We start from the raw sequence: 25,487 nt of genomic DNA, 5'->3' as shown, positions 1-25,487 counted from the left end.
GTCCCTCCTTGGGAGGGATTTAGGGAGGAAAAAATGTACGCCTATCAAAATAACATATTATCCATACCGGCACGCCTACTGTACGAGGATTGGGGCTTGATGAGTTACAAAACATACAACGTATATTGTACTCGTGGCAAACTTATCCGAACCAAAGAAGGGCGTGGTCAAGGCAATGAAGCGTGGGTATCGTTCCACGAGTTGCCCGTGGTTAAAGGCGTGGATATTAAAGGATTTTGTATCAAAATGTTAGGTAAACCCGAAGATGCTAATATCGTGCAGAATGATTTAGAACCGCTATTAGTGCCTGACCTTGAAGCCATCAACTTCTTTGCAGGACACCGCAAACCCAACGGCAAACCGCTGACCATTGACCAACAACGTGAAAAAGCCACGTCGGCAATGATTTTAAATGCCATTGAAACGCTACTTAAAGGGCGCGGAAAAAGCCCTCATTACAAAGGAAAAAAAGTGCAGGTTTGGGAAAACATCAGCAAGGCGGTGAACGCCCTAAACCCCGAGCGTTGGCGGTTTGACTTGCCGAACAACCCCCGCGTGTTACAACGCAAATTCAATCAGTACAAAAAAGAGGGCTATTTTGCTTTTATCCACAGGGGCGAGGGCTCGGTAAATGCCAAAATCGTAACGCCCGTTATGGAAAGGCTTTTTATTTCGATTTGCTGTTTGCCTAATAAACCTTATATCAGTTCGGTATATACCATTTATCAGCAGTTTTTGCACGGACAGAAGGAGATTTTTGACCGAAGTACAGGCGAACTCTTTAACGTGGAAACTGATTTTTGCGATGCGTTCGGCAATCTGATTGAAGTTTCGGAAAGCACGGTTAAAAATTGGCTGAACAAACCCGAAAATCAGTTAGTTATCAAAAAAGCCCGTAACGGCGATTATGATTTCAGCCACAAGGAACGTCCGCATGTGAACCGCCACGCTCCGCTTTACTCAATGAGTAAAATATCATTGGACGACCGCGATATTTTGCATACCAAAATGCCCGACGGCTCAAAGGTGATGGCGTATTACGCTTACGATGTGATGAGTACGGCATTGATTGGGATTGCCCACAGCAAAAAGAAAAACACGGAGTTGTTTTTGGATTGCTTCCGCAATATGTTTCAATTTACTACAAGTTACGGACTTGGTACACCGATGCAAATTGAGGTGGAACGCCACCTAACGGGTGAATTTGTCGAAGGACTTTTAAAGGCAGATAACGTGTTTCCGTTCGTACGGTTCTGTAACCCGACCAACTCGCAGGAAAAATACGCTGAAACAGGTATCCGACTAAAAAAATACGGGGTGGAAAAAAACAACCACCAAATAGTGGGACGCCATTACGCACGATTAGACGCCAACCGCGTAACCCAACAAAAGATTTTTGACGAATATAACGATAATTATAAAGAAGCAAAAGCCTCGTATGAGCAAATCGTAGCGATGGACTTGCAGGAGCAAATCGAATACAACAACGAGTTGCACCCCGACCAAGAGCGTTTTAAAGACAAAACCCGTTTGCAGGTGTTTTTGGAAAACGTAAATCCGAACCTGCCGAAGCTCAACAAGGCACTTTTGGCACAATACATCGGATTTTCAACGCACACAACCATTCGCCGAAATCAGTACGTTACGGTGCAATATCAAAAGTACCAACTACCGAATCCGCAGATTATTTCACTATTGGAAAACTACGAAGTACAAGCGTTTTACTTCCCGTCAGGCGAAGGCATCAGCGAAGTGTATTTGTACCAAAACAACCAATTTTTGTGCGAGTGCAAACAGCTAAAAACGTTCAACCGAGCCAATGCCGAATGGACGGAAACCGACAAAGCCATTTATCAGGAGCAAATGAGCTACATCAAAGGCTTTGACCAATTTACGAAAGAAAAAACCGCCGAAAAACTATCGAAAATCGGCATTATTGAGGCACAACCTCAAATTGAAGTGGAATACAACACGGTGGATTATCAAGAGAATGAAACGCCTGTATATCAATATGAAAGTAACGAAAATACAAGAAGTTCAAACATAAACAAAGCTATTTTAGACCTATGATAACTAACGAATTAAAAGAAAAAATTGTTTTGGCAGTAGCCGAAAACCGCAAAAATTACACCAACGACAGAAAACACGCTACGGCGTTGGGCATTGACAAGGCTCAATATTCCCAAGTGTTTATCAAGGGTAAATTAGATAAGGTTTTAAGCGACGCCAATTGGATAAGCATTGCCCGTAAGTTGCAGGTACAACTCAAAGAACAAGCCCCTTGGGTAACGGTGGAAACGGAAACCTTTCAGTACATCACGGGTCAGCTTTCTGCTTGTCAGCAAAGAAGCATTTCGGCGATATTTTGTGATATTGCAGGTATCGGCAAAACCCACACCGCACGGGTGTATGTCAGCAAAAACAAAAACGCCGTGTATGTGGACTGCTCACAAGTGAAAACCAAGCAAAAGCTAATCCGCAAAATTGCACAGGAGTTCGGCGTAAACCATACGGGGCGTTATGCCGATGTGTACGAGGATTTGATTTTCTACATCAAGCAGTTAGAAAATCCGTTAGTGATTTTGGACGAAGCGGGTGATTTGGACTACCCTGCATTTTTGGAACTGAAAAGCATTTGGAATGCCTGTGAATATGTTTGCGGTTGGTATATGATGGGTGCCGATGGTTTGGAGGAGAAAATCAATCGAAACAAAAATATCAAAAAGGTAGGTTATACGGAGATTTTTGACCGCTACGGCAACAAATACAACCGCGTAAGTCCGCAGGCGGACAATGGGGCGATAAAAGCCTTTCACTTAGACCAAATCGCGAAGGTAAGCAAGGCAAATGGGGCGGATATTTCACCCGAAAAAATGTTCGCCAAAACGATGGGAAGCCTGCGGAAAGTACGTACTGAAATTGAGAAAATGCGAATTATACAAACAATGAATTAACACAATGGCAGATAATAACAACATTCCGAGAGCCTATACGTATGAGGATTTAAAGCGAAAAAAATATAAAACCTTACCGCTTTCTGACCAATGGACAAACCATTTGGGGAATGTGGAACGGGCGGGTAGTATTTTGATTTATGGCGAATCAGGACACGGAAAAACTACGTACGCCCTGCAACTGATGAAAGAATTATGCCAGCACGAAAAAGTGTTATACAACTCGTTGGAGGAATGCGGAAGCCTTTCGTTGGTTAAGAATTTGGAAATGAACGGACTAAAACCCTACAAAAACAAGTACATCATTCAGAAAGAGCCGATTGACAAGCTGATACTTCGGCTTTCTCGCCCGCAACAGCCTAAAATTGTGTTTATAGACAGCATACAAGAATGCTTTGACGGCAAAAAAGCCAACCTATACAACAAAATGGTAGAAATGTTTCCCACAACTTTATTCATAGGCGTTTCGCAGGTGGACGGCAAGGGTAAGCCCAAAGGGGCGGTGGCTAATAAATTCTATTGGCTCAGTCAAAATCGAATTGTAGTTCAAGACTTTGTCGCTTCCATTGAGAAAACCCGCACAGGAGCCAACGAAGTAGATCCTTACATCATTTCCAAAGAGAAAGCCGCCGAACGAGAATTTAAACTAACAAACCAATAACTATGCAACGTACACAACAAATCATAAACATTTTACAGACCGACTACATCGGTTATAGTAGCCTACGGCACGCCTATTTTATGCATTGGTGCCGAGAGCAATGTGAACGCCATTATCTGCCTTTAAAAACGTTGGCGATGCACGACAGCGTAGTGCAGTGGTACGAGACCGAATGGCATCACGTTATAGAACAACAAGTGTTTCAAGGTATTGAGGATTTAATTCCGCTGATGAGTCCAGACGACTTATTGGGGTTCATAGACATTCAGGCACGGCAAATACACAAAAATTACCCTGCCGTCCTTTTTCAAATGCTACGCAAAGAATTTAATAACAACGTAAAAACCAAAGCTATATGACAACAAAATACGTTAATAAAGACTGGCTCGAAGGCAAAGTAAATGAAATCAACCACGAACTAATCAATTTTCACCACCAAACCGCCGAACGCCAACGGTTGGAATCTGCCCGAAATTACTACGTGAGTAAGCTCATTGATATGGACGAGTATAAATTGAAATTCATTGAAATTGAAAACTATGAGCACAACGAATGAGTATATCAGGTATTTGGAGGTATTGGTGCTGGATAACTTCGTACGAGTGCTGAGTACTGGCGAACGAATTATGGTCAATCAATATCGAGCGGGTAGAACCGACCAAGTTCCTGAAAAAGCCCAACGCCTACGACAATGGCTCGACACTCACTCGTGGGATATTCCTACCCTGTATTATTCCAGTGAGGACGGCGAATTGAAGTATAGGGAAAAAGGCATTGAAAAGCAACTTAAAGAAAATGAATTGTATAACAAAAAAATTATATAAAAATTAACAATTATGAGCAACATAGATTTATCGCAACTATCGGCACAAGAGTTACAAGCCGAATTGCAAAAACGACAAGACGCACAGGCGGAAAACCGCCAAGCCTACAAGGACTTGGTAAACAATAATTTGAAAAATATTATTGACGTTTTGAAAGAGTTTTCCAGCGAAGTGAGTAGAACTAAATTATTTGTTTTTCAGTCGCTTAAAGTGTTTTTAGACCTCAAAAACGAAGTGTACGAACTAAAAGGCGAACAGCAGAGCCACACTTTTTCCGATGACCATGGAAATACCATTACCTACGGCTTCCGCACGGTGGATGGTTGGGATGACACAGTAAATGCAGGCGTAGAGAAAGTACGAGACTTTATCAGTTCACTTGCCAAGGACGACAATTCCGCCAAGTTGGTAGATGTAATCAACCGACTGCTTCGCAAGGACGCCAAAGGCAATCTCAAAGCCTCACGGGTGCTGGAACTAACCAAAATAGCCGAAGAATTTAACTCGCCCGAGTTTACCGATGCTGTGAAAATCATAGCACAGGCGTACAAACCGCAAAAGTCGGCGTTTTTTGTAGATGCGAGTTATACCGACCCGCAGGGCAAAAAAGTGAACATTCCGCTCAATATTTCGGCGGTGGATTTCCCCGAAGGCACCAACATAGCGGATTTGTTCCCCGTTCACGAGAAATATGATAACATTTAAAACGATTTAGAAATGGAAAAGGAAAAGGAAAACAAAGTAAAACTGCTTATCAGTGCCGAAGGCGAATTGAACAACGCAAAGGATTTCAAAGTTCATCTTGTAGCAGAAGGAGGAATGTTTGAAATATCGTGCGTACTCGCGGGGCTTCTACAAAGAGAAGATTGGCTTAAAAAGGTTGTAGAACAAGCCTTAGAGATGGCATATGAACAGTAGATAATACATTACTTTCCGCACAGGCAGGCATCGGGGTTCGAGCCCCCGAGCGGAGCGAATTTTAAAACGATTTAAAAATGAAACCGACACATTATTACTGCGACTTTCAGTCTGGAACACAGACAAAAAACAAACTGCAAAACGAGTTTTACGATTTCCTAAAAGGTTTTGACCACCGAATTTATAGAGCGGAAGACATTCCTAAGTTACAAGAAGTCGTACAAAATAAAGTGAAAGAATTGAACGCTAAACATCCAAGATGCAAGCCTCTGAACGCTTCACTTGACAATAGCTATCTGTACAACAACGATTACAGCGTGTGGACAGATTTTGCGATACTTAAATTTAAGGCAGGAAATATACACGAGGTTTAAAATGATAACCACAGACCAAATCAGAATAATTCAAACGCTGTTAAATAAACGTTTTAGTGAACGCCAAGAACGGCTGGAGTTTCTCTCCGATTTCTTTGGAATGCAAATTAAATCTACCAAAGATTTGAGCGAAAAACAAGCCTTTATTTTGATAAGACATTTAAAAAGTCCCTCTCCTTCGGGGAGGGATTTAGGGTGGGGATTTTATGCTCGATTTGACACTCAAAACCCGCAACACCGAGCCTTACTTGCCCGTTGCCACGAGTTAGGTTGGGTGCAAGACGACAAGCCTCATTTGGTGGATTTAAACCGCTTGGGTGGGTGGCTCATCTCAAAACGTTCGCCTGTAAAAAAGGCGCTTCAAGATATGAGTCATAAAGAAGTCAGCAAAGTGATTTATGCGATAGAAAATATGATAAAATCAAAATATAAGTAATTAACAACGAACAATTAACAAATGATACTACCTTTCAAAACCAAAATTAACGGAAAACCTACCTATTTTGTAGAGAAGATTTGGGCAGGACTTGAAAATCATTGTAAAGTTTCGGGGAAATACGAGTTTGAGGACAATTGGTCATTTGCTCCGAAAATCCACACCATACGAGAAGATAAACACAACCGTTGGCAAGTGGGCAAAATGATAGACTTCTACATCAACAATCGCACAAAAAAAGCCTTCTGTTTCGCCCCGAGAGTGCCTGTAACGAATATTCAAACCATCAAATTGGATTACGCACCTTCATTCGTATATCTGTATATTGATGATGAATGTTTGGAGGCAGCAAGGATAGATGATGGAGGGATTGAGTACTTATTCAGGAGCTTATCCACAGAAGGCGATTGCCCCATAATGCACAGCTTGGCAATCAATGACGGCTTTGGCTCCATCACTGAATTTTTAAATTATTTTTATCCCTACGAAAGGGACGGAACTACTTGCTTTGAGGGCAAAATCATTCATTGGACAAATCTAAAATATTAGCTATGACTCAAACCGAAATCAATGAAATTATGGTGGAGTATGAAGTGGTTTGTCCGCACGCCGACCACGAACTGCGAGTATTGGAGGCGTATTGCACCTGCGAACTGATTGCTCTTTACTGCAAAAAATGTGGGGAGCAACTCACAGAACCTTATTGGGATTGTTGAATTTAAAACTAATCGTATTATGATGATAATGACACGAAGTGCCTATGAGTTTTGGAGCGGAAAAAAAGCCCCTCCTGAGGTACATTCTTTTGAAAAAAATAATTTAGGACAATGGACAACCACCACGTGGAAAGATGTATTTAAAGAACGTAAAGAAAAGCAAGATAAAAGCCTATCCTTTAAACGTGATTTTTACGAAAAAACAATACCCTGTTATGTTTGGGTTTTTCATAATCAAAATCAGTTTCTTTTTGGAGGTTGGTACATTTATATTGTAACTAAAAACAAGGAGTTCGCATTGAATTTCAGACCTCAATCGAATTATAAGGATATTCTTTTAGATATTATGAAGTTATTTCCTTGTGGCGTACTTCCGATGCACGAAAATTTCGAGCTGTGGTGTGAGGCATTTTGTAGGCAGTTTCCTAAAAAATCAAAGAAACGCCCAACCGAAGGAGCTAAAATCTGTTACGCTGAATTAGATAAATATAATCGCCTTAAAAAAGTTATTACAAAATGAAAATCAGTATTAAAATCAGCAAATCGCAAGCAGAAGTTTTGGCAATATATTCCAGTGTAGGGGGCGTCACTGCCTTTGGCAGAAGGCAACGTGTATTACTTTCGTTAATGCGTGAAATTGCTGAAAAAATAAGGCGGTTTTATCACGGTTTTCGCTCGAATGTGAAATCAAAAAAAATAACGTTTAAATGGTACGAAGCCGATACTTTGGAATTATTCTTAAACGAAAGAATGCCGTATATTTCAGATGAATATGATAAGACTACTCTGCTTTATATCATTGGAGAAATCAACCAACAATTAGCATAATGGAACAACTAACCACCTACCGCGTAACGGGCAAACAAACGGCGATTTCATTTATTTTTAAATACAATTTAAACGGCGATTTAAAAGTATTTGAAATTGTGGGCGAGCCACTCAATGAAGCTCAGAAAGGTTGGCTTTTCGGGGCGTACCGCTTTCCCATTGATGAAGAAAAAATTGTTTTGTGGACAAAAATGCCCGAGTTTATCGCCAAATTTAAAGTAGAAAAAATCCCCGCAGATTTGAGCTTCGACCGACTATGGGAAGCTTACAATTATAAAATGGGCAAAAAGGATGCCCAGAAAATGTTTAACAAACTCAAAGAGGCGGAAGTAATCAAAGTGTTTTTATCGCTCAAAGGTTACGAGGCACATCTAAAACGCACCGGACAAGCCAAAGCCTATTTGGCAACATATATTAACAAGGAATATTATAACAACGAATATCAATTATGACGAAGTTACACTATTTACTGAATACTTTATTTTACCTTTTGGGTTGGTATTTGATAATTGCTATCATAACAGGAGTATATGATCCAACCTGCTGGCGAACGTTTAATCAGATTATTTTTCAAAGCATTATATTATATCAGATGATTAAAATATCTGGATTAGAAAGTGATAAAAGCAACTAAAAATTTCCCCAACCTGACTTTCAAAAGGTCAGGTTATTTTTTTTACTTTTGCTGAAAAAATGAATTATGGGACTTTTTGATTTTTTGAAACCAAAGAAAAAAGTTATACATTCAGAAACAATAAATGTTTTTGGGAATGAACTTGTTATACGACAGTATGAGGACAAAACAGTTAAAATGGAGTATAATGTAGATGAAGAGCAGCAGAAAAAAAAGTATTTAGAGGCTTTGGAGCGACAAAAACAAACTATTCACCAAAACCAAAAAAGTGAGCATTTTAGGGCTTTAAAAGAACTATATTACACATATAAATCTGCTATTTACAATCCCTTAACAGAAATAGAAAAGATAGTTATAGACTTTGAAAAACAGATTCAAAATAAGCATCACCCATTTGATACCGATATTTTCATAGAGGAATTACCCAAAATGGATGACGATATAAAACATACTACTTTGTATGCCTTTATAAAGCAACATCCAAATGCCTTTTTTGGTAATTTTCAAGATAACAAGGCTTTTTTCGTACTGATTCTTACCGATGAAAATCTGCATCGTTTTTTTGATGAGTTGAATAAATTAAAAACGGAAAGAGGAAAACGAGGACGAAAGGAAAAAAAGATAGTGGAGTTAGAGTTCGTAAAGAACTATGTAGAAACGCTAAAATCGGGGGATAAACTTTCAATAGAAATTGATAAACGGATACAAATGTTAATGAAATAGAAACACACAAACGCCAACTTGTAAAATTAGTTGGCGTTTTTTACTTTTGCGAAAAAGTTCTTTTCCGCTATGACACGAACCGAGCGTACACAGTTATTTTATGCCAAAATTCGCAAAGAATACGAGCGTTTGAACGCTATTTGCGAAAATGGGCGTGCCAAATACACCCAGAGCTACATTATTGGAAAAATCGCCCAAAAATACCTACGCTCGGAACGTACCATTGAAAACATTATCTATCACCGCGTTGGGTAATTATGCAATGAAAAAATCCGTGTTTTCGTTGCTTACTTTTACCTTCACATCTGTAGGTTCATAGTATTTCATTGCGCTGGTATCTTGTAACTTACATTCAAATGTAACCTGATACAGATTACCTGCTGTGCCGGTATCTACCGGAGTAAAGCCTAAACGCCTCATTGAGCTGTAATTTTTGCCTATACTGCCGTGAAAAATACCGAACAAGGCGTCTAACGATTTGGTAAATTCCAACGCCCCTGATTGGTTATACGCTCCCACAAAAGTATCTAAAAAAGTTTCGTAAAACAGATAAAAATCTACCTGTAAATCTACAATTTGCATCAGTTCGCCCGCGTCTTGCGTTTGATTGCTACGCAAGGCAATAAATACCGCAGGGGTTGAAAACGGATGCTCATCGGCTAAAAAGCCCACTTGGTTGTGCCACAAATCTACCCACTTGATTTCGGGCATTTTCTCGCTGATACGCTCGGCGAGTTCTACGTATAAATCTTGCCAGTTTTCCATTATTTAAAATCTAAATTACGTTCTGCTGTTTTAATTTCATTGATGATAATACTTGTCAGTTTTTCAGCCAAAAAGTTACTATTGCCGATAAATTGCCTTTTACCAATAGATATGGTAAACTGCTCTTTTTTGGTCAGTGCCAAATTTTTAAAATATTCATTACCTGTTTTTTTGTACATCGCCCAAAAATATTTTCGCATTTTTTCGGTAACCTTGACGGTGATAGTGCCGCCCTCGTTGTGAATGGCGGCGTAATTAAGCCCTTCGCCTGCCGAAATAATTGTTTTTTTCCAATCGGATTGTGCTATACGAATACTATTTTTTAGTGCTAATGACTGATTTAACAGTTTATGAGGTAACACGATTTCGCTTTTTCGTTTAACCCAAGGAATAAACGAAGTATCGGTGAAACCTTGCTTTACAAAGGACTGCACAAAGAAAGCCCGAGCCTCTTCGCCAATGCGTTGGGGCATATTTTGGAGTGCTTCACGGGCTAACTTTCTGAAATCGGGTACTTGTACTTCTGCCATTATAGAAATATGGTAAAAAGGTTTTGCAATTCATTTTCAACGGCTAAGCCATCGTAATAATGCCCTATACGAATAGGTAAATGACGTTGTACGTTATTACTATAACAGAATAAGCGGTAGCCGTTTTTTTCTTCATAAATACCCAATTCAATGTGATGTGATTTGTTTTGAATTTCAAGTCTATAAAACGGCAAATTATCTGTTTTTTCTTTGCAAGTAAAACCTCTTTGCCGAAACCCTTTGATGTAAGGTGCGAGGGTTTTTATCAGTTTTTGGGCGAAGCCTTTGGCATCGGAAAATTGCTGTTGTGCTTTGGCTTTTTCCATTTCCGATTGCGAATTATGCCCCTGCATACGGGCGTCTAACTGCGAAAAAAAGTCTTTTTTATTCATATTTAAATCGTTTTTATTTGTTGTTTAAAAAGTTTTTGTAATTTTGCAGTGTGTAACGAGCAATTGTTACACCGCGAAGCGGACAGTTCCAATTCGCTCCCAGAATAAGCCCTAATAGTAATATTGGGGCTTATTCCGTTTATAACTTCTTGAAAAGAATAAACACACTATCAAAGTCATTCATTAGTTGCTCTTTGGTAAAGTAAATCGCCTTGCTACCATTAACAAAAAAAATTTCTTTTAACCATTTTTTGTCGTTAAAGCTAATTATCTTACCTTTTAAATATCTAAGTATTTCACCTGCTTCCCAGCCTTTAAAGTTGGTAATATCATATACAATACTGCTATTTCCTTGTTTTTTTGCATTCCCCAAGTTACTTTTTATACTTGTGTAAGAACTAACCTCTTTTCTATCGGCAAGTTTATTATTAATTTCATATTCAGGATTTTTGTGTTTGTGTAAATCCAAATGCGGACGAATATTCACGCCCACCCCCAACTCATCGGCAATTACAACGGCAGTTTGTACGTTTTTTTGTAAGTCGCTTTCGTCAGCAAAAGGGCTTACTTTTATTTCCGCACCGTTTTTGGCTTCGTAAATTTTAGTATAAGGCGTGGCGAGTTTGCTATATTCAAAGGCTTTTTTGGTTTCACTGCCCCATTCTTTTGACAGGGCAAAATACGGGTGTGGTTTGCCTTTGTTTGCATCCGTTTCCTTAAAAACTTCGCCCGAAATCCCCACATTGCCCCGAAATTCTTTCGGAAATTCTTTATCCGTAAGCACGGGCAATTCGCCTTCCGTTGGTGGTTCTGCCGTCTGTACCACATAACAGCGACAACGCCAACCGTTGGGCGGGTAGTGCGTTTTCCAAAAGTCACTATCTATTGGGGCAATAATTCCTTGTAAGGCTTGATGTGCCTCGCGTACTTTATTGTCCTTTTGGGTTTGGTACTTTAAATTCGGATACAACGCTTTGTTTTCTTGGTACGCTTGCCAATTGGCAGCGTGATACCCTGCTTGTTTGGCGGTTTGCCACTCGGCTTGCAAATAGTTTTTGTTGTACTTGGGATTGAGTTTCAGTACTTCATTTTTAAAGGCATTCCAATTTTTGCCCTTGTCAGAGGTTAAAATTTGGTTGATATGCTCTAACACCGCGTAATTCTTTGCTCCGCTGAATTTAAACAAATTGCGTTGCATTTGTAAGGCTTCAATAGGTATTTTGCCTGTGGCTTTATTTACTTTGAAATTATCCGCTTTGAAGCCGTCAGACAACGCCCCGTTAAGTTCCTGATACGTTTTTAAGATGTAGGCATCGGAGAGCTCGCCTTTTTTGAGTTTACCCTCCCAACGGTCTTTGGCGATTTGCTCCATTACATTGAGCCAACCTTCTAAATCAATGGCCTCGGGGAAATGAACCGTGCAACCGCAGTTTATATTTTCATACAGAAAATCCGCCCTGTTAAGGGCTAATTTGAGTTGCCATCGGGCGTTGGCTTCATTTCCCCGACTTACTTTTTTTCGGGAAAAACAGGTGCTTGATTGTTTTTTACACCCAAAATTTTTACGCCCGTGATGTTTTCCACCTGTTCGGGGTCGAGTTCAAAATGATAGCCTAAGGTTTGTACCGATTGTAAAAATTTCTCGGTTGTCATTGGCTCGTCATCGTCCCATTCAAAACGCAATCCGCTGAGTTTGGAATATACGGGTGACAATTTTACCAACAACGGAAATAACTTTTTGTTAATGATGTGTTTCACTAACAATTTATCGCTTTGAAATCGGTAACTTGCCAGTTCAAATTGCACTTCCACCGAGCCTACAAAGCCTTTTTCGTCCGTTAGCCCCGTACCGCCTAAAAAACGCTTGGAAATTTCATTGTCGGCACGTTTTATTAGCCCGTCAAAAACGTCATTACTGCCGTGCGTGGTGATGTTTGGTACTTCAAATTTTTCCTGCCCACGTCCGACCATAAAGGCGTTGCGTCTGAAATGGGTTGCCATTTCAAAAAGCTCCATCAATCGGGTGTCGTCTTCTCGGTCGGTGGTAATAAACAAAGGCGGTACGCCGTATTTTTCAATAAAATCCAACCACGACCCCAAGCCTAATTTTTTCGCAAGCACGATGGGAGCGACCAAGGCGTACAGCCCCAAATCGTTGTAATCCTTACCGATTTGAATGTAATAATTGGCTAAATTACCTTCTTTGTAAGGCGTTCCGGTGGTATCGCCTGCCTCTTTTAAAATGATGCCTTTCACGGGATTAAAATACGCCTGCCCAATTTCGGTAACTTCGGAAAGTTCGCCATTTTCGTCCAAATGAAAAAGTTCTACCAAAGTAGTTCCTTGAAATTTGCTCATCAGTACGTATTTGATAAAATCTTGAAACCAAACGCCCTCAAAAAGTGCCTTTAACTCGTCGACGCGTTCGCCCTTTTGGTTGACGATTTTAAAGGGCGACTGCTGGGTTTTGGCAATACGAGTTTCAATGGTTGAGCCCAAATGGTTGTCTTGCTCCAAGCTGTCATACAAGGCACGAAGTTTGGCTTTTTCGGGGTTTTCGGGATTGGTAGCGAGCATCACGCCCATTTTCCAATCTTTAAGGGTTTCCACCCGTAATATTTTCGCTTGATGGTTGATAATATCAGAGGGTGCGGACGTGCCTCGCCCTTTGGCGATTGCCAATACCAAATCCGTATAAGGTACTTTGTTAATGAAGTAATTGCCGATGCTTCGGTAGATGTTTTTTATTGGGTTTTTCATATGTAAAAGTCGTTATTTGTCAAGTTTCCGTATAAAAATCGGGACTGCCCCGTGCCGTTCTGTGGTTCGGGTTTGGGTAAATCTTCCAAAATGATGATGCCTTTTGCAAGTTTGTCCAATTCCTTTTCTGCCCATTCCTTTTGTTTTTCGAGGTTGCTATGCTGATTGTACTTGCGATAGGGGTTTCGTGAACATACATCAGATAAAACCAAAAATGTCAGTATTCTCCCCAACACGGGGTTGTAAACAGGCTTGGTTTCATCAAAAATTGTATCTACGTTATAAAAACGTTTTAAAAGACTTTTAAAAATGGCGATATGCTCGGCTTCGCTTTGGTCAAGTGCCACCTCAAAATCTTTACTGCTTTCGTCAATCGCACGTTCGTACGCCTTGGCGATTAGGTTGTCTTTTTTTAGGTATATCATTTTTTTAGTAATTAGTGGTTAGTGATTAGCAATCAGTATATTATTTGCCTGTGGTGCTACTACTGCCCGTCGTGCTATGACTGCCTGCGGGTGCTACCCGCTACCAGCGGTGTGTACCTAACATTTTGCCCATTAGTGCTTTGAAAGAGCGGTTAGGCATATAGGCTTCAAGGTCGGTAGTGCAGATTTGATGGGCATCGGGAAAGTCATCATTTACTTTGTAATTGGGTTCAATTCCCTTCAATTGTCCGAGCCCTGTTTGCATATCCACCGAGCCTTTTAGCCTTTGATTGTAAAAAATACGACCGTTTTGGTAGTACGGTTGCATACTCATTATGCGGTCTATTTTTTTTGCTCTGTCGAGCGTTCTTTTTATGATGCTTAAATACACGCCTTTTTCGGCTTGAACTTCCTGCAATACGCGTTGTACTTCGTCGTTCCAAAATTGGCTTTCATACTGCCAATGCACTACTACATTGGCGGGTAGCGTTTTTTGAAAGTCGCACATCCATTCCACGGCGGCACGCATTTTGGTCTGTCTGCAAAAGCAATCTACTACGTAAAAATGTTTGTCTTTTAAGCCCTGCACCACTACGGCGTTGTAATCGCTTCGGGAATTACCCGCATAGGCAATATCCCAATGCCCGATGATGTACTCCATAGTGTGCAGGGCGGGCAGTTCCACCCACTGAAATTGCTCATCTTTAAATACAACCCCTTCAATGTGTGGGGAGTTGTTGTATTCGGCATTGGCGGCAAGTTCCCCGATACCATTATCGCCATAAACCAACTCGTAGAAATAGGTATCATCATACTTTCCGCTCCACGTAGGGGCAAAAGTTACAGGGTCGAAAGCGTTTACTTGATGCACCTTCCATTTGGGGTGCTTTTCCTGCAAAATGGTTTGTATCATCACGGGGGCAAATCGGTTGTTGGCTTGAATGAACCGCTTACGCTTACCGTCCATCGTAGGGATTAAATCCTGCTCAATCCAAGTGGCATATTCGTTTTGGCGACGGGGATTTTTGATGAGTTCCTTGCTCTCCAAATCATCGCCAACAATGTGTGTAGGGCGCAAATTTTTGATACGTAGTCCCCTTACGTTTTGCCCCATACCGAGTGCTTGACCGATAAAACCGCCTTTAGTGATAAAAAAACCATCCTCCCACGTACCAAGCTGTTTTTGTTCCCCAAAATCTCCAATAATGCGGGGGTTGGCTTCAAATTCTGCCTTTAAATCCTCCAATAGTTGAACAGCTCGGTCAAAGCTGTTACCGATGATTACCAAATAGACGGGTTCGCCCCGAAGCCACAGCCAAAAGGGAATAAAAATGTCGTTCCAAACGGATTTGGCTAAGGCTCGCCCCCATTGGCAAAAACCCCTGAAATTAGGGGCTTTTTCCACCAACCACGCCCATTCGATTTGGAAATCGGCACAAGGAGCATCGGCATAATGTGGAAAATACCGCTCCACCATTTTACGCGGATCGTTCTTACAAAGTTCAATCGCCGCCTTACGCTCCTCAGGCGTTTCGTGAGCGTATTTTGCTCCTGCCGATTTGGCAAAGGCAATTTTCTGTAAGTACCTCTCTTTGGCTATTTTGTCGTCTATTTTCATTTTGCACGTGGTTGTCTAAAATATTTGGGTGTCGAGCCTCTCGACCTAAAATTTACGGCTGGCAATTTCATTGAGGTGTTCCTCTTGAAAGTCTAAGGTTTGAATGTACAGGCTTTCGTTTTTGATGCGCAGGGCTTCAAAAACCATTTCCATCACTTCAATGTACATTGATAGTGTTACTTTGGTCTCCTTATTTAGGTTCTCCACACGCTTGTTCCATTTGGCGATGGAATCGTCAATAGAGGCACATTGCTTACGGTAGTTTAAAAGCTCATTTTGCAAATCCTTACGGACTTGCTCATCGGATTCGTCCGCTAAAACGCTTTGTACTTGTTTGATTTCGGCAATGATACGCAGACGTTCATCGGTAAGGGAGTCCACCACCAACTGCGTACGTTCGATGCGTTGCTTACCACTATTGGCTTTGGCGTCGCGTATCTTTTTCCAATCGTTTTCTTTTGCCCAACGCTCTACCGTGCGGGGGTTTACGCCTACCTGTGAGGCGATTTCCTCGTATGATTTGCCTTGCTCTACAAACAAAATTCGAGCTGTTTTTTTCTCTATTTCCTTTGCCATATCCTTTGATTTCTCAGGCAAAATTCCCTCTTATTATAACGAGTAAAAAATTAACGTTCCGATTCGGGCAAAAAATACTGCCTAATTTGGGCAAAAAATACTGCCTGAATTGGAATGCCAATTTTTTTAAGCCTTATAAACTATTGAATTTTGCCTTGTCGAAAATGATAAAAGCAACAATGAAAAAAGGATTAGAAGCCGTTATTAACGCATCGCAAAACACCTTAGAGCTCCGCATTACGGGGCGTATTTATCACGGTTGGTCGGCGAGTGATTTTCGCTATGAAATAGACCAAGCCCTGCGACAAGGTATTAAAAAAGGCGTGTTATACCTCAATACGGAGGGCGGTTCGGTTTTCGAGGCTTCGGAAATCGTCAATCAGCTTCGCCGACTGCAAAGCGTGGAAATCCAAACGGGAGCACTCGTAGCTTCGGCAGGTACATATATAATGAGCCATTTTACTTGTAAGGCATTCGCTACGTCTCAATTTATGATACACAAACCACTGACGTATTTTGAGGGCAACATCGACCAAATGCGTTCGGATATGAAATTGCTTGAAAACTTGACCAATCAGTATAAAAAAGTATATGCCAAGCGTTTTAATCGTACCGAGGACGAGATTGACGAGTTATGGAAACAAGATTATTGGCTTACCGCCGATGAGGCACTTTCGCTGGGGCTTATCAACGAAATTGTGGACGGCGAACCCATAATTACCGAAGATACCATCGCCGCCTTTAAGGCTTGCGGGGGTGAGCCACCCAAAGCATTTAAGGAGAAAGTAGCGCAAATACAGGCTAAAAATCAAAATAGTAATAAATCAGATAACAATACAAAAATGGATAGAAATGTACTTATTGCATCGCTGGGAATGTCCGCCGATGCTACCGATGAGCAAATTCAAGCACGTATAAGTGAGTTGAAGCAACACGAACAAGAAAGCAAAGCCACGACACAGGCACGGGCTGAAAAGTTGGTCAATCAGGCGATTTTTGACAAAAAAATAACTGCCGACAAAAAAGAAGCCTATGTGAAGTTGGCGATTGCCGACTACGACAGCACCCAAACGTTGCTAAGCGAGATGGAAGCCCCTAAAGCCGCATCACAGGGTATTACCCCAAAAGTAAATGCCGAAGCTGACCGAAGCGGCTGGACGATGGAGGACTATTTAGATAGAGACCCCGAAGCATTGGAAACACTTATCGCGGAAAATCCCGAAAAAGTGAAAGAGCTAAACGCCTTGTACGCTAAGAGTAAATAGTGAATAGAAAAACAAGAATTAAAACAAGAGAAAAATGCCAAAGAAATCAGAAAGTTTACCGCTAAAAAATGAATTGGCGGTAGTAGAATTGATAAAGCAGTTCCGCCACGAGCATAGCTGGCTCGGAGCGGTAAAGAGCAAAAACGAGTGGGTGGGCAACGATGTTATTAAAGTTCCCGTACGTGGCGCCGTGCCTAAGGTACTTATTGATAACAAGGTGTACCCTATCAACTCTAAAAAACGTGATGACGGGCGTATAGCCATTTCGTTACACAAATACGAAACGGAAAACACCGATGTAACCACCGATGAGTTGTACGCACTTCCGTATGACAAAGTGAATGACGTGCAAATGCAACATCGTGAAGAATTGGAGGATAAAACGGCAATGCACGCCTTGCATTCCATTGCCCCACAACAAAACACGGCTCAAACCCCCATTATCAGCACCACAGGAGAAGATGACGGAACAGGTAGAAAACGCCTCACCGCTAAGGATTTAATCAGCTTGAAAAACAAGTTGGATAAATTGTTAGTACCAAAAAAAGGGCGTGTGTTGGTGCTTTGCAATGATCACGTTTCGGATTTGCTTTTGGAGGACTTAGCCTTCAAAACGCGTTACCAAAACACCACCACAGGACAAATTGCCGCTAACTATTATGGTTTTGAGGTATATGAGTCCACGTACGCGCCTACCTACAATAGCGGGGAAAAAGAAGCCTTTGACGGGGTAGCACAAGGAAAAGAAGCCTCTATCGTATTCCATAAGAACTATACGGTAAAAGCCGTAGGTTCAGCAGTACGTTATGCGATTGAAAAAGAGAAAAATCCACAATACCGTCAGCATCAAATCGGATTTGAAATGCACTTCGTGTGTGTATCTATCAAAGACGAAGGAACGGCGGCTATTATTAACGGATAGTGTGAATCACACAGGCGATTTATTTGTCGCCTGTGTTTTTAAACAACATTTAAAAAATATTTAAAAAATGGATAAAACATACACCAGAGAGGAATTAGCCGAAAAAGCACACCGCACAATGGCGGGGCAAGGCCTAACAGAAATCTACGCTACCGAAGATGGACAACTGTTTTATGAGCAGAACCGCGCGGAATTACACGCCAACAACGACAAAGACAACGTAATGAAGGTGTTTACATTCGTGGAAAGTAAAAAAAGTAAAACCAAAACCAAAGAGTAATGGGGCAATTAGAAGGATTTAAGTTTAAAAAGTCAGACGGTGGGCTGGGCAGAACCGAAGGCACCAACGACAGTGTGTTTTTATTGGTGGGGGCAATGGCTATTGCCGGAGCCACATTAACCCACGCCAAAGCCGAGACCTTTATTCAGCTGAAAGATGCCGAAGCCTTAGGCATTACCGAAAGTTTTGACGCCAATCAAAATACCTTGGCACATTACCACATTTCGGAAGTGTTTCGATTAGCCCCCAATTGCACGTTGATATTTTTGCCTGTTGCTCCCAACGGAAAGGCACAGGAACACACCACCGAAATCGTGAAAACCATTCGGGCGAACAAACAAATCAAAGGCGTGGCACTCTTTGGCTTTACCAATGATTTGTCCACAGTAGGTGACGATGTGGAGCAGTTGCAAACGCAAATTGTGGAGGCTGTAAAACCTGACGGGATTCTGATTGATTTTGTGCTGTTGGAGGGCAAGGGCAAAGAAAGTTTGCAAGTGAACGCCTTTGCCGATTTGAAAGCCAAAAACGCTCCACAGATGTCGGTTATCATCGCACAGGATAAAGATATAGCCAAAATAAGTGAGCATTACAAGTATCACGCTTCCGTAGGTTCGGCACTCGGAATGTTAGGTGTTCGCAATGTCAGTGAAAACATCGGCTCGGTGGACATTGAGAAAAAACCCGAATTTGCCAAAGGCGGTAATACTTATCCGCTCACGGATGCGGGCAAAAAACGCTTTATCAGTGCCGGAATCTCTACAGGGCAAAGCGTGGAAGAACTCAGTAACGAGCAAATGAAACTGCTCAACTCTCGAGGCTATATTTTAGCAGGGCAATATGCCGATACGGCAGGATTTTATTTTTCCAATTCGCCTACTTGCGTGAGCAAAGCCTCTGATTATTCGTATATTGAGAATAACCGAGTGTGGAACAAAGCGGCTCGTTTGGTGCGTAAGGCACTCACGCCACGCATAAAATCAAAATTGCCGAAAAATCCCGACACGGGCTATTTGAAGGACACCATTGTAACCGCTTTGCAGGAAGTTGCCGGAAAAGCCATTGAAAGGCAGATGCTGGTAACGGGTGAAATTAGCGGGTTTGATGTCTATATCAATCCGAAACAAGTAGTTACGGAAGATAGTCCGCTGAAAGTAAAAATCAGAATCGTACCCGATGATATCCTTCACGCCATTGAAGGGGAAATCGGATTAACCACTAATTTGTAAGAAAAATGGGAAAAACAACCGTTGTAAATCATTTCGGAAAACTGCAAGGCTGGAATAACGTAACCTTTAATTTATTGGGACGTGATGTGGTGGGGATTACGGAAATCAATTATTCCGACACCACCAAGAAAACCAACGTAATGGGAGCGGGTAATATGCCCGTAGGGCGTGCCGAAGAAAACTACGAGGCAAAGGCTTCTATTACGCTTTTGAAAGAGGAATTGGACGCTATCAAAAATGCCCTGCCAAAGGGCAAACGCCTACAAGATATTGAACCCTTTGACCCCGTTGTCGTTTACGAACGAGGCGGAATAATACAAAAGGACGTTATACGCAATGCGGAATTTTTGGGAACGGAAATGGCTATCAAACAAGGCGATGGCTCTATTGCCGTAAAATTGGAATTGATTGTAAGTCATATTGATTGGAATATTTAATCCTCCCCCGTCCCCTCCGAAGGAGGGGCGTTGTAGAACAAGTTGAAAAATAATTTAAAACACGCACACCTCCCTGCGTTTAATAGCCCTCCCCTTGGGGGAGGGTTGGGAGGAGATTATATGAGAAATTACACACAGCAAGATATTGACGTTTTTAAAGCCAAGTACCCACGGGTGGTACGAGAAGTTTCGGTTTATCCTTCGGATGTGGAAAAGGACGAAAACGGCAAGCCTACCGAAGAACCTGTGCATTTTTTGATTAAAAAACCGAATCAAAATTTCATTCGGCTCATTCAATCCAAAGAGTATAGTGGAGATGCCGACAAAATCGCCGATGCGGCAATTAAAAACTGCGTATTGGCAGGTGATATGGAGGCGTTGGAAAATGACGGCTCGGTCTATATGGGGCTGGTGGAGCAACTAATGTCGTTAATTCAAAGCTCGAAGGTTGAGTTAAAAAAAGTATAGAAGCCTCTTTGCTTGACATTGAGGCGTACGACTTTATCGAAGGAATTGACGCACTCATTTTAGCCTACTTTGGTAAGAACCCCAAAGGAATGGAAACGCAAGAATACATCGACCATTTTCGGGCGATAGATTTTAAGATGAAATGTGAAAGCCGACTTGCGTACAATGCTCACAAAAGAGCATTGGTTGAAGTGCTTAACGAGTTTTTTTCACAAACAAGCCAAACAAATCCTGAGTAACGGCACCGATAACGGCGCCCGTTACACTGATAACGGCTAAGGCACACCAAAGCATTAGAAGGATGCCAACAATAATGAAAACACCTAAAAGTATGTAACTGAAAACGTCTAACATAGCTTTGTTTTTTAACAAAAGTAACTCAAAAAAATGAATTATACAACTACTTGGACATTTACCGCTACGGATAACATCACCGAGCCGGTGCGTAGAGCACAAGAACGTGTGGAACAGGCTACGGAAAAGGTACGCAAATTCGGCGATTGCCTTCGTGCGGTACGTGCCATTGACTGGCAGGCGGCAAGTCAGGGGTTGAATAGTTTTTTGGGTATTTTTTCCGATGCCGCACAGGTGGGCGAAGATTACGAACGTGCATTATTGGATGTGTCAGCCATTACAGGTGTAACAGGTGAAGATTTAGACCGTTTGGGAGGGAAAGCCCGAAGCCTTGCCAAAGAGTTCGGCGGGTCGGCAACTGATAATTTGGGAACATTCCAAACCATTTTATCAAGGCTGGGACCGCAAATTGGCAATAGTGAGCGGGCAATGGAAAGTATGGGCAAATACGCCAACACCCTTGCCAAGACAATGGGCGGTGATGTGGTTGGTGCTACCGATGCACTCACTACCTCAATGCTGCAGTTTAAAGTGGACTTGAATGATCCTATTGCGGCAGCTTCCGAAATGGAACGAATGATGAACGTAATGGCGGCGGGGGCGAAAGAAGGAGCGGCAGAAGTGCCACAAATTGCCCAAGCATTAGTACAAGCAGGTGGTGCGGCGAAGCTATCCAACGTATCATTTGAAGAAACCAACGCCGCTTTGCAATCGTTAGCTCAATCGGGTAAATACGGAGCGGAAGCGGGCGTGGGACTTCGTAACGTGCTTATCAAAATGAACGCCCCGTCCGCACTTTCAAAAGAAGCCACGACGATGCTTGCCCAGTACGGAGTAAATATGCAAAAGGTGTCAGACACTACCGTGCCATTTGCCGAGCGTTTGAAAGAATTGCAAAAAATCGGACAAAATACCGATGCTCTTGCCGCCGTTTTTGGTGCGGAAAATATTCAAGCCGCGCAAGGGCTTATCAATACTGCCGATGCACAGGCAGAACTTACCCAGCAAATCACAGGGACAAACGTAGCTGTGGAACAAGCCAATACGGTGATGTCGGGTTGGGGTGAGAAAATGAGCCGTGTTAAGGCGTGGTTTCAAGATTTGCAAATTGCAGGATTTGATGTGTTTAAAGTGTTGGGAGCTGTGGGTAGTGGATTAGGAAGCACCATATCGGTTGTAGGTGATTTGGGTGCGGCATATTCAGGGTTAGCTCCTGTAATGAAGTCATTTGGTAAGTGGATTGCACAGACCACATTGGGACAAAAAACAATGGCACTTTGGACGAAAATCGTTACCGCCGCTCAATGGCTTTGGAACGCTGCCCTTTCAGCAAACCCTATTGGACTTATTATCGTTGCTATCGGTGCATTGGTGGCGGGTATCGTTTGGTTGGCATCAAAAGTAACAGGTTGGGGCGAAGCGTGGAAACATACGTGGGAAGGGGCTAAACTACTCTTTGAGGCGTGGGTTTCCGCTGTCAAAGCCAATTGGAACACACTCATTAACGGGCTGATGATTGGACTTAACAAAATTCAAGAGGGTTGGTACAAATTTAAAAATGCAACAGGATTAGGCGATGAGGAGGAGAATAATAAGATGTTGGCTCAAATTCAAGCTGATACCGAAGCTCGTAAAAAGGCAATCGTTGATGGATATAAAGAAGCGGGCGAAAAAGCTCTACAAGCCAAAGATGAATTTGTCAAAGCTGCCAGTTCACTATCCTGGAAAAAAGACAAAGAAGCACCCGAAGACGAAGAAACTCAGAAAACAGCCTCCACACTTTCGCCCAACGCCGCTATTGGTGGAGCAGAAGAAAGCTGGAAAAACCTAAACAAAAACGGAAAAGGGGGTAAAGGTGACAAGGAAAAAACAATGAACGTGGGCGGTTCGGGCGGTGGCTCAAAAACTGTAAATATTAAAATAGAGCAAAAAAACTATTTCACCATTGACCGAAGTGTGGGCAGTAAAGATGCCGCCGCCAATGGTGTAATTACCAAGCTCAACGACCGAATGCGTGATGCTTTGGTTACCATTTAAAAACGAACATTATGAAGGACATTTTACTAAATGAAAACAACGATTTGGCTATTATTAATGGGGATTTTTCCGTAGGGGAAAGTGAAATGCAAGAGGTTGCCCTCATTTTGCAGTATCAGCAGGGAAGCCTCAAATCCGACCCACTCGTTGGGGCAAATATGACGGAGCTCATTAAAGGTAAATATGACCGTACCGCCATTGAAAAACGGGTAAAAATTCAATTGGAACGAGACGGCAAGAATTATGACGAAATCAAAAAACGATTACATCTAAATGGACAATCGCTATAACATAGGGCAATTATTTCAGGCGGCTTTCGGCACAAACCTACCTGTTTATCTGACGGTACCAACAGGCAAACAACCGCCTACCGAGATAAATTACGGTTCGGTGCAAGTAGTGGAAAAAGCAGAAGCCGTGCGACTTAGCCGATTGGGAACGCCCATTGTTTTTCCTGTGAAATTCGTAGGCGGTTCGTACAAGTTTTACAATTCGCAAAGTCAAATCGTGGAGAAAACGCTGCCCGATTTATGGCTTCCGCCTGCTACGATGGTTGATTTTTCAAGATATAAAAACATCAGTCGCACCGATGTTATTGGCGGCAATGGCACGGTAAAAGAGATTTACGGATTTGATGATTGGAGCATCCGCATTCGTGCCTTGTGCATCAATGATGAGCTTTCGGCACGGGAATATGAAAAACGCATTATTGAATGGTCGGAAACGGTGCAATCCATTTCTGTCGAGGGCGATTTGTTCGGTTGGAAAAACATACACAACCTCGTGATTGAAGGGATAGATATTCGTTCGTTAGAGGGCGTTCCGAATGTGATACCCATAGAGCTGAATTGCATTAGTGATGAACCTTTTGAACTGATTTACAAGCTATGACGTTGGCAATTAATGTAGAGATAACCTTTTATCCGAAAATCGGAAAGCCTTTTCAAGTGCATAAGATTTCAGCGGTTGAAATTGAAAGCAGTTGGAAAATGCTCACCGATACGGCAAGCGTGATTTTGCCCCGTAACGTGGGTGATTTTGACAAGCAAAAGGTACGTGAGCTGTTTTCCGTTGGCGACAAAGCCGTTATCAAAATGGGCTATAATGGACAGTTGGTGAAAGAGTTTGAGGGCTATATCACGCAGGTTTCGGCAGATTTTCCCATTCGTTTGGAGCTTTCCGATGCGATGTGGAAACTGCGACAAATCCCCGTGAATTATGTTTCAGCAAATATGGATGTAAAGCAGTTTTTGACAAAATTTATTACTGATTTTCCAATAGATGCCGATGCAATTTCACTCGGTGCGGTGCGGTTCAGTCAAACCACATTGGGGGCGGTATTAGACGAATGGCAAAAAAACTATTCTATATATAGTTTTATCCGCAACGGAAAATTAACCGTAGCAAAACCTTATTCAGAAGTAAAAAACGAAAGTGATACGTATGTGTTTGATTTGGAGCGAAATTGTACGGATAACAATTTGAAGTATTTATCAAGGGAAGAACGCACGGTTAAGATTATCGGAACATCAAGCTACGGTAAAGGCAAACGCCTAAAAGCCGAATTTGGAGACGAAAACCCCAAGACTACAATAAATATGAGTTGGCGGGTCAGCTCACAAAAAGAGTTGGAAAAGGAAGTAAAACGCCTATATGAACTTTCTAAACGTGAGGGCTTTGAGGGGAGTTTTACCACTTATGGAACACCCAGCATTCAGCACGGCGAAAAAGTGAAAATAACATCCTCACTTTACCCCGACAGGCACGGAACGTATTATGTGGACAGGGTTCGCAAAACTCTTGAAAACGCCCAATATCGGCAGGAAATTGAAATTAACTCCTCCCTCTAATCCCTCCGAAGGAGGGAGGTTGTTTGAATATTAAAAAATTAAAAATATGGCAGATGTAATTGATGAATTTGACAAGCTGATGGCACAGCGGATAAAAAAAGCCGTTCCCCAGCAAGTGCAGTGGGCGAAGGTTGCATCGGTCAATTGGGATGAAAAAACCTGCGAGGCAACGGATTTAGATACGGATTTACCTTTTTTAGGTGTGTCGCTCGGTATCGGAAGTATGCACGTAAAGCCCAAAGTGGGAAGTCTCATTTTGGTAGGATTGATTGAAAACAGCGAAACCAAGCCGTTTTTACTCCAAGCCGAAGCAATTGAAGAATACGAAATCAAAGTCACGAAAATTGATTTAAAAAATGATGAAATCAATTTTAAAACGCTTTTAAATGAGCTTTTAACGGAGTTGAAAACAGCTATCGTACAAACCCCTTCAGGGCCGGGCAATTTTGCCCCGAATAATGTTGCCAAATTTGATGAAATAAACGGAAAAATTAACCAATTATTCAAATAG

Annotated in this window: 37 protein-coding genes; 29 read left to right on the top strand and 8 right to left on the bottom strand. The window is 41.9% G+C overall.

Translation table 11 applies throughout. The features are described from left to right. Positions 1–33 precede the first annotated feature (33 nt). The 17 genes from CGC52_RS07425 (at position 34) to CGC52_RS07350 (ending at position 9,323) form a co-directional block, all read left to right on the top strand. The gene (locus CGC52_RS07425) at positions 34–2,070 is read left to right on the top strand and encodes a hypothetical protein (RefSeq protein ID WP_095893970.1); all 2,037 of its coding nucleotides are present in this window, start codon (positions 34–36) and stop codon (positions 2,068–2,070) included. Then, on the top strand, positions 2,067–2,954 hold the full coding sequence (locus CGC52_RS07420) for an ATP-binding protein (protein ID WP_095893969.1): 888 nt from the start codon (positions 2,067–2,069) through the stop codon (positions 2,952–2,954). Before CGC52_RS07425 ends, CGC52_RS07420 begins: the two co-directional genes overlap by 4 nt. 4 nt (positions 2,955–2,958) lie before the next feature. Beyond that, the gene (locus CGC52_RS07415) at positions 2,959–3,615 is read left to right on the top strand and encodes an AAA family ATPase (protein WP_095893968.1); all 657 of its coding nucleotides are present in this window, start codon (positions 2,959–2,961) and stop codon (positions 3,613–3,615) included. Positions 3,616–3,617: 2 nt separating this feature from the next. Beyond that, positions 3,618–3,974, top strand: a complete 357-nt coding sequence (locus CGC52_RS07410; protein WP_095893967.1) for a hypothetical protein — start codon at positions 3,618–3,620, stop codon at positions 3,972–3,974. Continuing rightward, a complete protein-coding gene (locus tag CGC52_RS07405) occupies positions 3,971–4,171 on the top strand; it encodes a hypothetical protein (RefSeq protein ID WP_095893966.1) in 201 nt (66 codons plus the stop codon). The genes CGC52_RS07410 and CGC52_RS07405 overlap by 4 nt, the downstream gene beginning before the upstream one ends. Continuing rightward, positions 4,155–4,439 (top strand): hypothetical protein, encoded by a 285-nt coding sequence (locus CGC52_RS07400; RefSeq protein WP_095893965.1) that lies wholly within the window; start codon positions 4,155–4,157, stop codon positions 4,437–4,439. Before CGC52_RS07405 ends, CGC52_RS07400 begins: the two co-directional genes overlap by 17 nt. A gap of 12 nt (positions 4,440–4,451) precedes the next feature. Continuing rightward, entirely contained in the window at positions 4,452–5,144 is a 693-nt protein-coding gene (locus CGC52_RS07395) for a DUF3164 family protein (protein ID WP_095893964.1), read from the top strand. Between the two features lie 12 nt (positions 5,145–5,156). After that, positions 5,157–5,357, top strand: coding sequence for a hypothetical protein (locus CGC52_RS07390; RefSeq protein ID WP_095893963.1), 201 nt, complete (start codon positions 5,157–5,159; stop codon positions 5,355–5,357). 77 nt (positions 5,358–5,434) lie between these two features. Then, on the top strand, positions 5,435–5,731 hold the full coding sequence (locus CGC52_RS07385) for a hypothetical protein (protein WP_095893962.1): 297 nt from the start codon (positions 5,435–5,437) through the stop codon (positions 5,729–5,731). A gap of 1 nt (position 5,732) precedes the next feature. Next, entirely contained in the window at positions 5,733–6,167 is a 435-nt protein-coding gene (locus CGC52_RS07380; protein ID WP_095893961.1) for a hypothetical protein, read from the top strand. Positions 6,168–6,188: 21 nt separating this feature from the next. Beyond that, positions 6,189–6,716: a hypothetical protein gene (locus CGC52_RS07375; RefSeq protein WP_095893960.1), complete on the top strand. Its 528-nt coding sequence runs from the start codon at positions 6,189–6,191 to the stop codon at positions 6,714–6,716. A gap of 2 nt (positions 6,717–6,718) precedes the next feature. Next, positions 6,719–6,883: a hypothetical protein gene (locus CGC52_RS11245; protein WP_157909124.1), complete on the top strand. Its 165-nt coding sequence runs from the start codon at positions 6,719–6,721 to the stop codon at positions 6,881–6,883. 19 nt (positions 6,884–6,902) lie between these two features. After that, positions 6,903–7,403: a hypothetical protein gene (locus CGC52_RS07370; protein WP_157909123.1), complete on the top strand. Its 501-nt coding sequence runs from the start codon at positions 6,903–6,905 to the stop codon at positions 7,401–7,403. Continuing rightward, positions 7,400–7,711, top strand: coding sequence for a hypothetical protein (locus tag CGC52_RS07365; protein WP_095893958.1), 312 nt, complete (start codon positions 7,400–7,402; stop codon positions 7,709–7,711). The genes CGC52_RS07370 and CGC52_RS07365 overlap by 4 nt, the downstream gene beginning before the upstream one ends. Next, complete coding sequence (locus CGC52_RS07360; protein WP_095893957.1) at positions 7,711–8,163, top strand: hypothetical protein; 453 nt, start codon at positions 7,711–7,713, stop codon at positions 8,161–8,163. The genes CGC52_RS07365 and CGC52_RS07360 overlap by 1 nt, the downstream gene beginning before the upstream one ends. A 359-nt stretch (positions 8,164–8,522) precedes the next feature. Further along, entirely contained in the window at positions 8,523–9,068 is a 546-nt protein-coding gene (locus tag CGC52_RS07355; RefSeq protein WP_157909122.1) for a hypothetical protein, read from the top strand. A gap of 69 nt (positions 9,069–9,137) precedes the next feature. Further along, positions 9,138–9,323 carry a hypothetical protein gene (locus CGC52_RS07350; RefSeq protein WP_095893955.1) on the top strand — a complete coding sequence of 62 codons (186 nt, stop codon included), beginning with the start codon at positions 9,138–9,140 and terminating at the stop codon, positions 9,321–9,323. Here CGC52_RS07350 and CGC52_RS07345 read toward each other — a convergent pair whose 3' ends face one another. From CGC52_RS07345 to CGC52_RS07310, 8 genes are all read right to left on the bottom strand, one after another. Continuing rightward, on the bottom strand, positions 9,324–9,833 hold the full coding sequence (locus CGC52_RS07345; RefSeq protein ID WP_095893954.1) for a hypothetical protein: 510 nt from the start codon (positions 9,831–9,833) through the stop codon (positions 9,324–9,326). Next, positions 9,833–10,363 carry a hypothetical protein gene (locus CGC52_RS07340; RefSeq protein WP_095893953.1) on the bottom strand — a complete coding sequence of 177 codons (531 nt, stop codon included), beginning with the start codon at positions 10,361–10,363 and terminating at the stop codon, positions 9,833–9,835. The genes CGC52_RS07345 and CGC52_RS07340 overlap by 1 nt, the downstream gene beginning before the upstream one ends. Next, positions 10,363–10,755 carry a hypothetical protein gene (locus CGC52_RS07335; RefSeq protein ID WP_095893952.1) on the bottom strand — a complete coding sequence of 131 codons (393 nt, stop codon included), beginning with the start codon at positions 10,753–10,755 and terminating at the stop codon, positions 10,363–10,365. The genes CGC52_RS07340 and CGC52_RS07335 overlap by 1 nt, the downstream gene beginning before the upstream one ends. Before the next feature lie 139 nt (positions 10,756–10,894). Next, positions 10,895–12,127 carry a phage minor head protein gene (locus CGC52_RS07330; RefSeq protein WP_095893951.1) on the bottom strand — a complete coding sequence of 411 codons (1,233 nt, stop codon included), beginning with the start codon at positions 12,125–12,127 and terminating at the stop codon, positions 10,895–10,897. A gap of 137 nt (positions 12,128–12,264) precedes the next feature. Continuing rightward, the gene (locus CGC52_RS07325) at positions 12,265–13,515 is read right to left on the bottom strand and encodes a DUF935 family protein (protein ID WP_095893950.1); all 1,251 of its coding nucleotides are present in this window, start codon (positions 13,513–13,515) and stop codon (positions 12,265–12,267) included. After that, positions 13,512–13,940, bottom strand: a complete 429-nt coding sequence (locus CGC52_RS07320; RefSeq protein WP_095893949.1) for a hypothetical protein — start codon at positions 13,938–13,940, stop codon at positions 13,512–13,514. Before CGC52_RS07320 ends, CGC52_RS07325 begins: the two co-directional genes overlap by 4 nt. Positions 13,941–14,040: 100 nt before the next feature. Beyond that, the gene (locus CGC52_RS07315; protein ID WP_095893948.1) at positions 14,041–15,558 is read right to left on the bottom strand and encodes a hypothetical protein; all 1,518 of its coding nucleotides are present in this window, start codon (positions 15,556–15,558) and stop codon (positions 14,041–14,043) included. Between the two features lie 45 nt (positions 15,559–15,603). Continuing rightward, on the bottom strand, positions 15,604–16,134 hold the full coding sequence (locus CGC52_RS07310; RefSeq protein ID WP_095894490.1) for a DUF1804 family protein: 531 nt from the start codon (positions 16,132–16,134) through the stop codon (positions 15,604–15,606). 179 nt (positions 16,135–16,313) lie between these two features. Between CGC52_RS07310 and CGC52_RS07305 the strand changes: the two genes are divergently transcribed. The 12 genes from CGC52_RS07305 to CGC52_RS07250 all read left to right on the top strand — a co-directional run bounded on the left by CGC52_RS07305 (position 16,314) and on the right by CGC52_RS07250 (position 25,487). Then, positions 16,314–17,399, top strand: a complete 1,086-nt coding sequence (locus CGC52_RS07305) for an ATP-dependent Clp protease proteolytic subunit (protein ID WP_157909121.1) — start codon at positions 16,314–16,316, stop codon at positions 17,397–17,399. 34 nt (positions 17,400–17,433) lie between these two features. Beyond that, positions 17,434–18,321 (top strand): hypothetical protein, encoded by an 888-nt coding sequence (locus CGC52_RS07300; protein ID WP_095893946.1) that lies wholly within the window; start codon positions 17,434–17,436, stop codon positions 18,319–18,321. A gap of 67 nt (positions 18,322–18,388) precedes the next feature. Next, positions 18,389–18,601: a hypothetical protein gene (locus tag CGC52_RS07295; RefSeq protein WP_095893945.1), complete on the top strand. Its 213-nt coding sequence runs from the start codon at positions 18,389–18,391 to the stop codon at positions 18,599–18,601. After that, positions 18,601–19,830, top strand: a complete 1,230-nt coding sequence (locus CGC52_RS07290; RefSeq protein ID WP_095893944.1) for a DUF2586 family protein — start codon at positions 18,601–18,603, stop codon at positions 19,828–19,830. Before CGC52_RS07295 ends, CGC52_RS07290 begins: the two co-directional genes overlap by 1 nt. A gap of 5 nt (positions 19,831–19,835) precedes the next feature. After that, a complete protein-coding gene (locus CGC52_RS07285; RefSeq protein WP_095893943.1) occupies positions 19,836–20,267 on the top strand; it encodes a hypothetical protein in 432 nt (143 codons plus the stop codon). Positions 20,268–20,309: 42 nt separating this feature from the next. Next, positions 20,310–20,735, top strand: a complete 426-nt coding sequence (locus CGC52_RS07280) for a hypothetical protein (protein ID WP_095893942.1) — start codon at positions 20,310–20,312, stop codon at positions 20,733–20,735. An 8-nt stretch (positions 20,736–20,743) separates the two neighbouring features. Next, on the top strand, positions 20,744–20,974 hold the full coding sequence (locus CGC52_RS07275) for a hypothetical protein (protein ID WP_095893941.1): 231 nt from the start codon (positions 20,744–20,746) through the stop codon (positions 20,972–20,974). 148 nt (positions 20,975–21,122) lie between these two features. Further along, positions 21,123–23,126 carry a phage tail tape measure protein gene (locus tag CGC52_RS07270; protein ID WP_095893940.1) on the top strand — a complete coding sequence of 668 codons (2,004 nt, stop codon included), beginning with the start codon at positions 21,123–21,125 and terminating at the stop codon, positions 23,124–23,126. A gap of 11 nt (positions 23,127–23,137) precedes the next feature. Next, positions 23,138–23,416, top strand: coding sequence for a hypothetical protein (locus tag CGC52_RS07265; protein ID WP_095893939.1), 279 nt, complete (start codon positions 23,138–23,140; stop codon positions 23,414–23,416). Beyond that, positions 23,400–24,017: a DUF6046 domain-containing protein gene (locus tag CGC52_RS07260; RefSeq protein ID WP_095893938.1), complete on the top strand. Its 618-nt coding sequence runs from the start codon at positions 23,400–23,402 to the stop codon at positions 24,015–24,017. The genes CGC52_RS07265 and CGC52_RS07260 overlap by 17 nt, the downstream gene beginning before the upstream one ends. Next, positions 24,014–24,976 carry a hypothetical protein gene (locus CGC52_RS07255; protein WP_095893937.1) on the top strand — a complete coding sequence of 321 codons (963 nt, stop codon included), beginning with the start codon at positions 24,014–24,016 and terminating at the stop codon, positions 24,974–24,976. The genes CGC52_RS07260 and CGC52_RS07255 overlap by 4 nt, the downstream gene beginning before the upstream one ends. Positions 24,977–25,022: 46 nt before the next feature. Then, the gene (locus CGC52_RS07250) at positions 25,023–25,487 is read left to right on the top strand and encodes a hypothetical protein (protein WP_095893936.1); all 465 of its coding nucleotides are present in this window, start codon (positions 25,023–25,025) and stop codon (positions 25,485–25,487) included.

It is taken from the genome of Capnocytophaga sp. H2931, assembly GCF_002302535.1.
Lineage (GTDB): Bacteria > Bacteroidota > Bacteroidia > Flavobacteriales > Flavobacteriaceae > Capnocytophaga > Capnocytophaga canis.
This window is presented reverse-complemented; position numbering and strand designations above follow the sequence as displayed.

Bases quoted from the DNA above. Each gene is read 5' to 3' on its own strand.
- CGC52_RS07350 (WP_095893955.1), top strand. From the start codon at position 9,138: ATGACACGAACCGAGCGTACACAGTTATTTTATGCCAAAATTCGCAAA.
- CGC52_RS07365 (WP_095893958.1), top strand. From the start codon at position 7,400: ATGAAAATCAGTATTAAAATCAGCAAATCGCAAGCAGAAGTTTTGGCA.
- CGC52_RS07265 (WP_095893939.1), top strand. From the start codon at position 23,138: ATGAAGGACATTTTACTAAATGAAAACAACGATTTGGCTATTATTAAT.
- CGC52_RS07390 (WP_095893963.1), top strand. From the start codon at position 5,157: ATGGAAAAGGAAAAGGAAAACAAAGTAAAACTGCTTATCAGTGCCGAA.
- CGC52_RS07305 (WP_157909121.1), top strand. From the start codon at position 16,314: ATGAAAAAAGGATTAGAAGCCGTTATTAACGCATCGCAAAACACCTTA.
- CGC52_RS07370 (WP_157909123.1), top strand. From the start codon at position 6,903: ATGATGATAATGACACGAAGTGCCTATGAGTTTTGGAGCGGAAAAAAA.
- CGC52_RS07355 (WP_157909122.1), top strand. From the start codon at position 8,523: ATGGAGTATAATGTAGATGAAGAGCAGCAGAAAAAAAAGTATTTAGAG.
- CGC52_RS07325 (WP_095893950.1), bottom strand. From the start codon at position 13,515: ATGAAAAACCCAATAAAAAACATCTACCGAAGCATCGGCAATTACTTC.
- CGC52_RS07395 (WP_095893964.1), top strand. From the start codon at position 4,452: ATGAGCAACATAGATTTATCGCAACTATCGGCACAAGAGTTACAAGCC.
- CGC52_RS07330 (WP_095893951.1), bottom strand. From the start codon at position 12,127: ATGGAGCAAATCGCCAAAGACCGTTGGGAGGGTAAACTCAAAAAAGGC.
- CGC52_RS07300 (WP_095893946.1), top strand. From the start codon at position 17,434: ATGCCAAAGAAATCAGAAAGTTTACCGCTAAAAAATGAATTGGCGGTA.
- CGC52_RS07425 (WP_095893970.1), top strand. From the start codon at position 34: ATGTACGCCTATCAAAATAACATATTATCCATACCGGCACGCCTACTG.
- CGC52_RS07315 (WP_095893948.1), bottom strand. From the start codon at position 15,558: ATGAAAATAGACGACAAAATAGCCAAAGAGAGGTACTTACAGAAAATT.
- CGC52_RS07270 (WP_095893940.1), top strand. From the start codon at position 21,123: ATGAATTATACAACTACTTGGACATTTACCGCTACGGATAACATCACC.
- CGC52_RS07360 (WP_095893957.1), top strand. From the start codon at position 7,711: ATGGAACAACTAACCACCTACCGCGTAACGGGCAAACAAACGGCGATT.
- CGC52_RS07380 (WP_095893961.1), top strand. From the start codon at position 5,733: ATGATAACCACAGACCAAATCAGAATAATTCAAACGCTGTTAAATAAA.
- CGC52_RS07345 (WP_095893954.1), bottom strand. From the start codon at position 9,833: ATGGAAAACTGGCAAGATTTATACGTAGAACTCGCCGAGCGTATCAGC.
- CGC52_RS07260 (WP_095893938.1), top strand. From the start codon at position 23,400: ATGGACAATCGCTATAACATAGGGCAATTATTTCAGGCGGCTTTCGGC.
- CGC52_RS07290 (WP_095893944.1), top strand. From the start codon at position 18,601: ATGGGGCAATTAGAAGGATTTAAGTTTAAAAAGTCAGACGGTGGGCTG.
- CGC52_RS07385 (WP_095893962.1), top strand. From the start codon at position 5,435: ATGAAACCGACACATTATTACTGCGACTTTCAGTCTGGAACACAGACA.
- CGC52_RS07415 (WP_095893968.1), top strand. From the start codon at position 2,959: ATGGCAGATAATAACAACATTCCGAGAGCCTATACGTATGAGGATTTA.
- CGC52_RS11245 (WP_157909124.1), top strand. From the start codon at position 6,719: ATGACTCAAACCGAAATCAATGAAATTATGGTGGAGTATGAAGTGGTT.
- CGC52_RS07285 (WP_095893943.1), top strand. From the start codon at position 19,836: ATGGGAAAAACAACCGTTGTAAATCATTTCGGAAAACTGCAAGGCTGG.
- CGC52_RS07295 (WP_095893945.1), top strand. From the start codon at position 18,389: ATGGATAAAACATACACCAGAGAGGAATTAGCCGAAAAAGCACACCGC.
- CGC52_RS07400 (WP_095893965.1), top strand. From the start codon at position 4,155: ATGAGCACAACGAATGAGTATATCAGGTATTTGGAGGTATTGGTGCTG.
- CGC52_RS07320 (WP_095893949.1), bottom strand. From the start codon at position 13,940: ATGATATACCTAAAAAAAGACAACCTAATCGCCAAGGCGTACGAACGT.
- CGC52_RS07340 (WP_095893953.1), bottom strand. From the start codon at position 10,363: ATGGCAGAAGTACAAGTACCCGATTTCAGAAAGTTAGCCCGTGAAGCA.
- CGC52_RS07420 (WP_095893969.1), top strand. From the start codon at position 2,067: ATGATAACTAACGAATTAAAAGAAAAAATTGTTTTGGCAGTAGCCGAA.
- CGC52_RS07375 (WP_095893960.1), top strand. From the start codon at position 6,189: ATGATACTACCTTTCAAAACCAAAATTAACGGAAAACCTACCTATTTT.
- CGC52_RS07255 (WP_095893937.1), top strand. From the start codon at position 24,014: ATGACGTTGGCAATTAATGTAGAGATAACCTTTTATCCGAAAATCGGA.
- CGC52_RS07335 (WP_095893952.1), bottom strand. From the start codon at position 10,755: ATGAATAAAAAAGACTTTTTTTCGCAGTTAGACGCCCGTATGCAGGGG.
- CGC52_RS07405 (WP_095893966.1), top strand. From the start codon at position 3,971: ATGACAACAAAATACGTTAATAAAGACTGGCTCGAAGGCAAAGTAAAT.
- CGC52_RS07410 (WP_095893967.1), top strand. From the start codon at position 3,618: ATGCAACGTACACAACAAATCATAAACATTTTACAGACCGACTACATC.
- CGC52_RS07250 (WP_095893936.1), top strand. From the start codon at position 25,023: ATGGCAGATGTAATTGATGAATTTGACAAGCTGATGGCACAGCGGATA.
- CGC52_RS07310 (WP_095894490.1), bottom strand. From the start codon at position 16,134: ATGGCAAAGGAAATAGAGAAAAAAACAGCTCGAATTTTGTTTGTAGAG.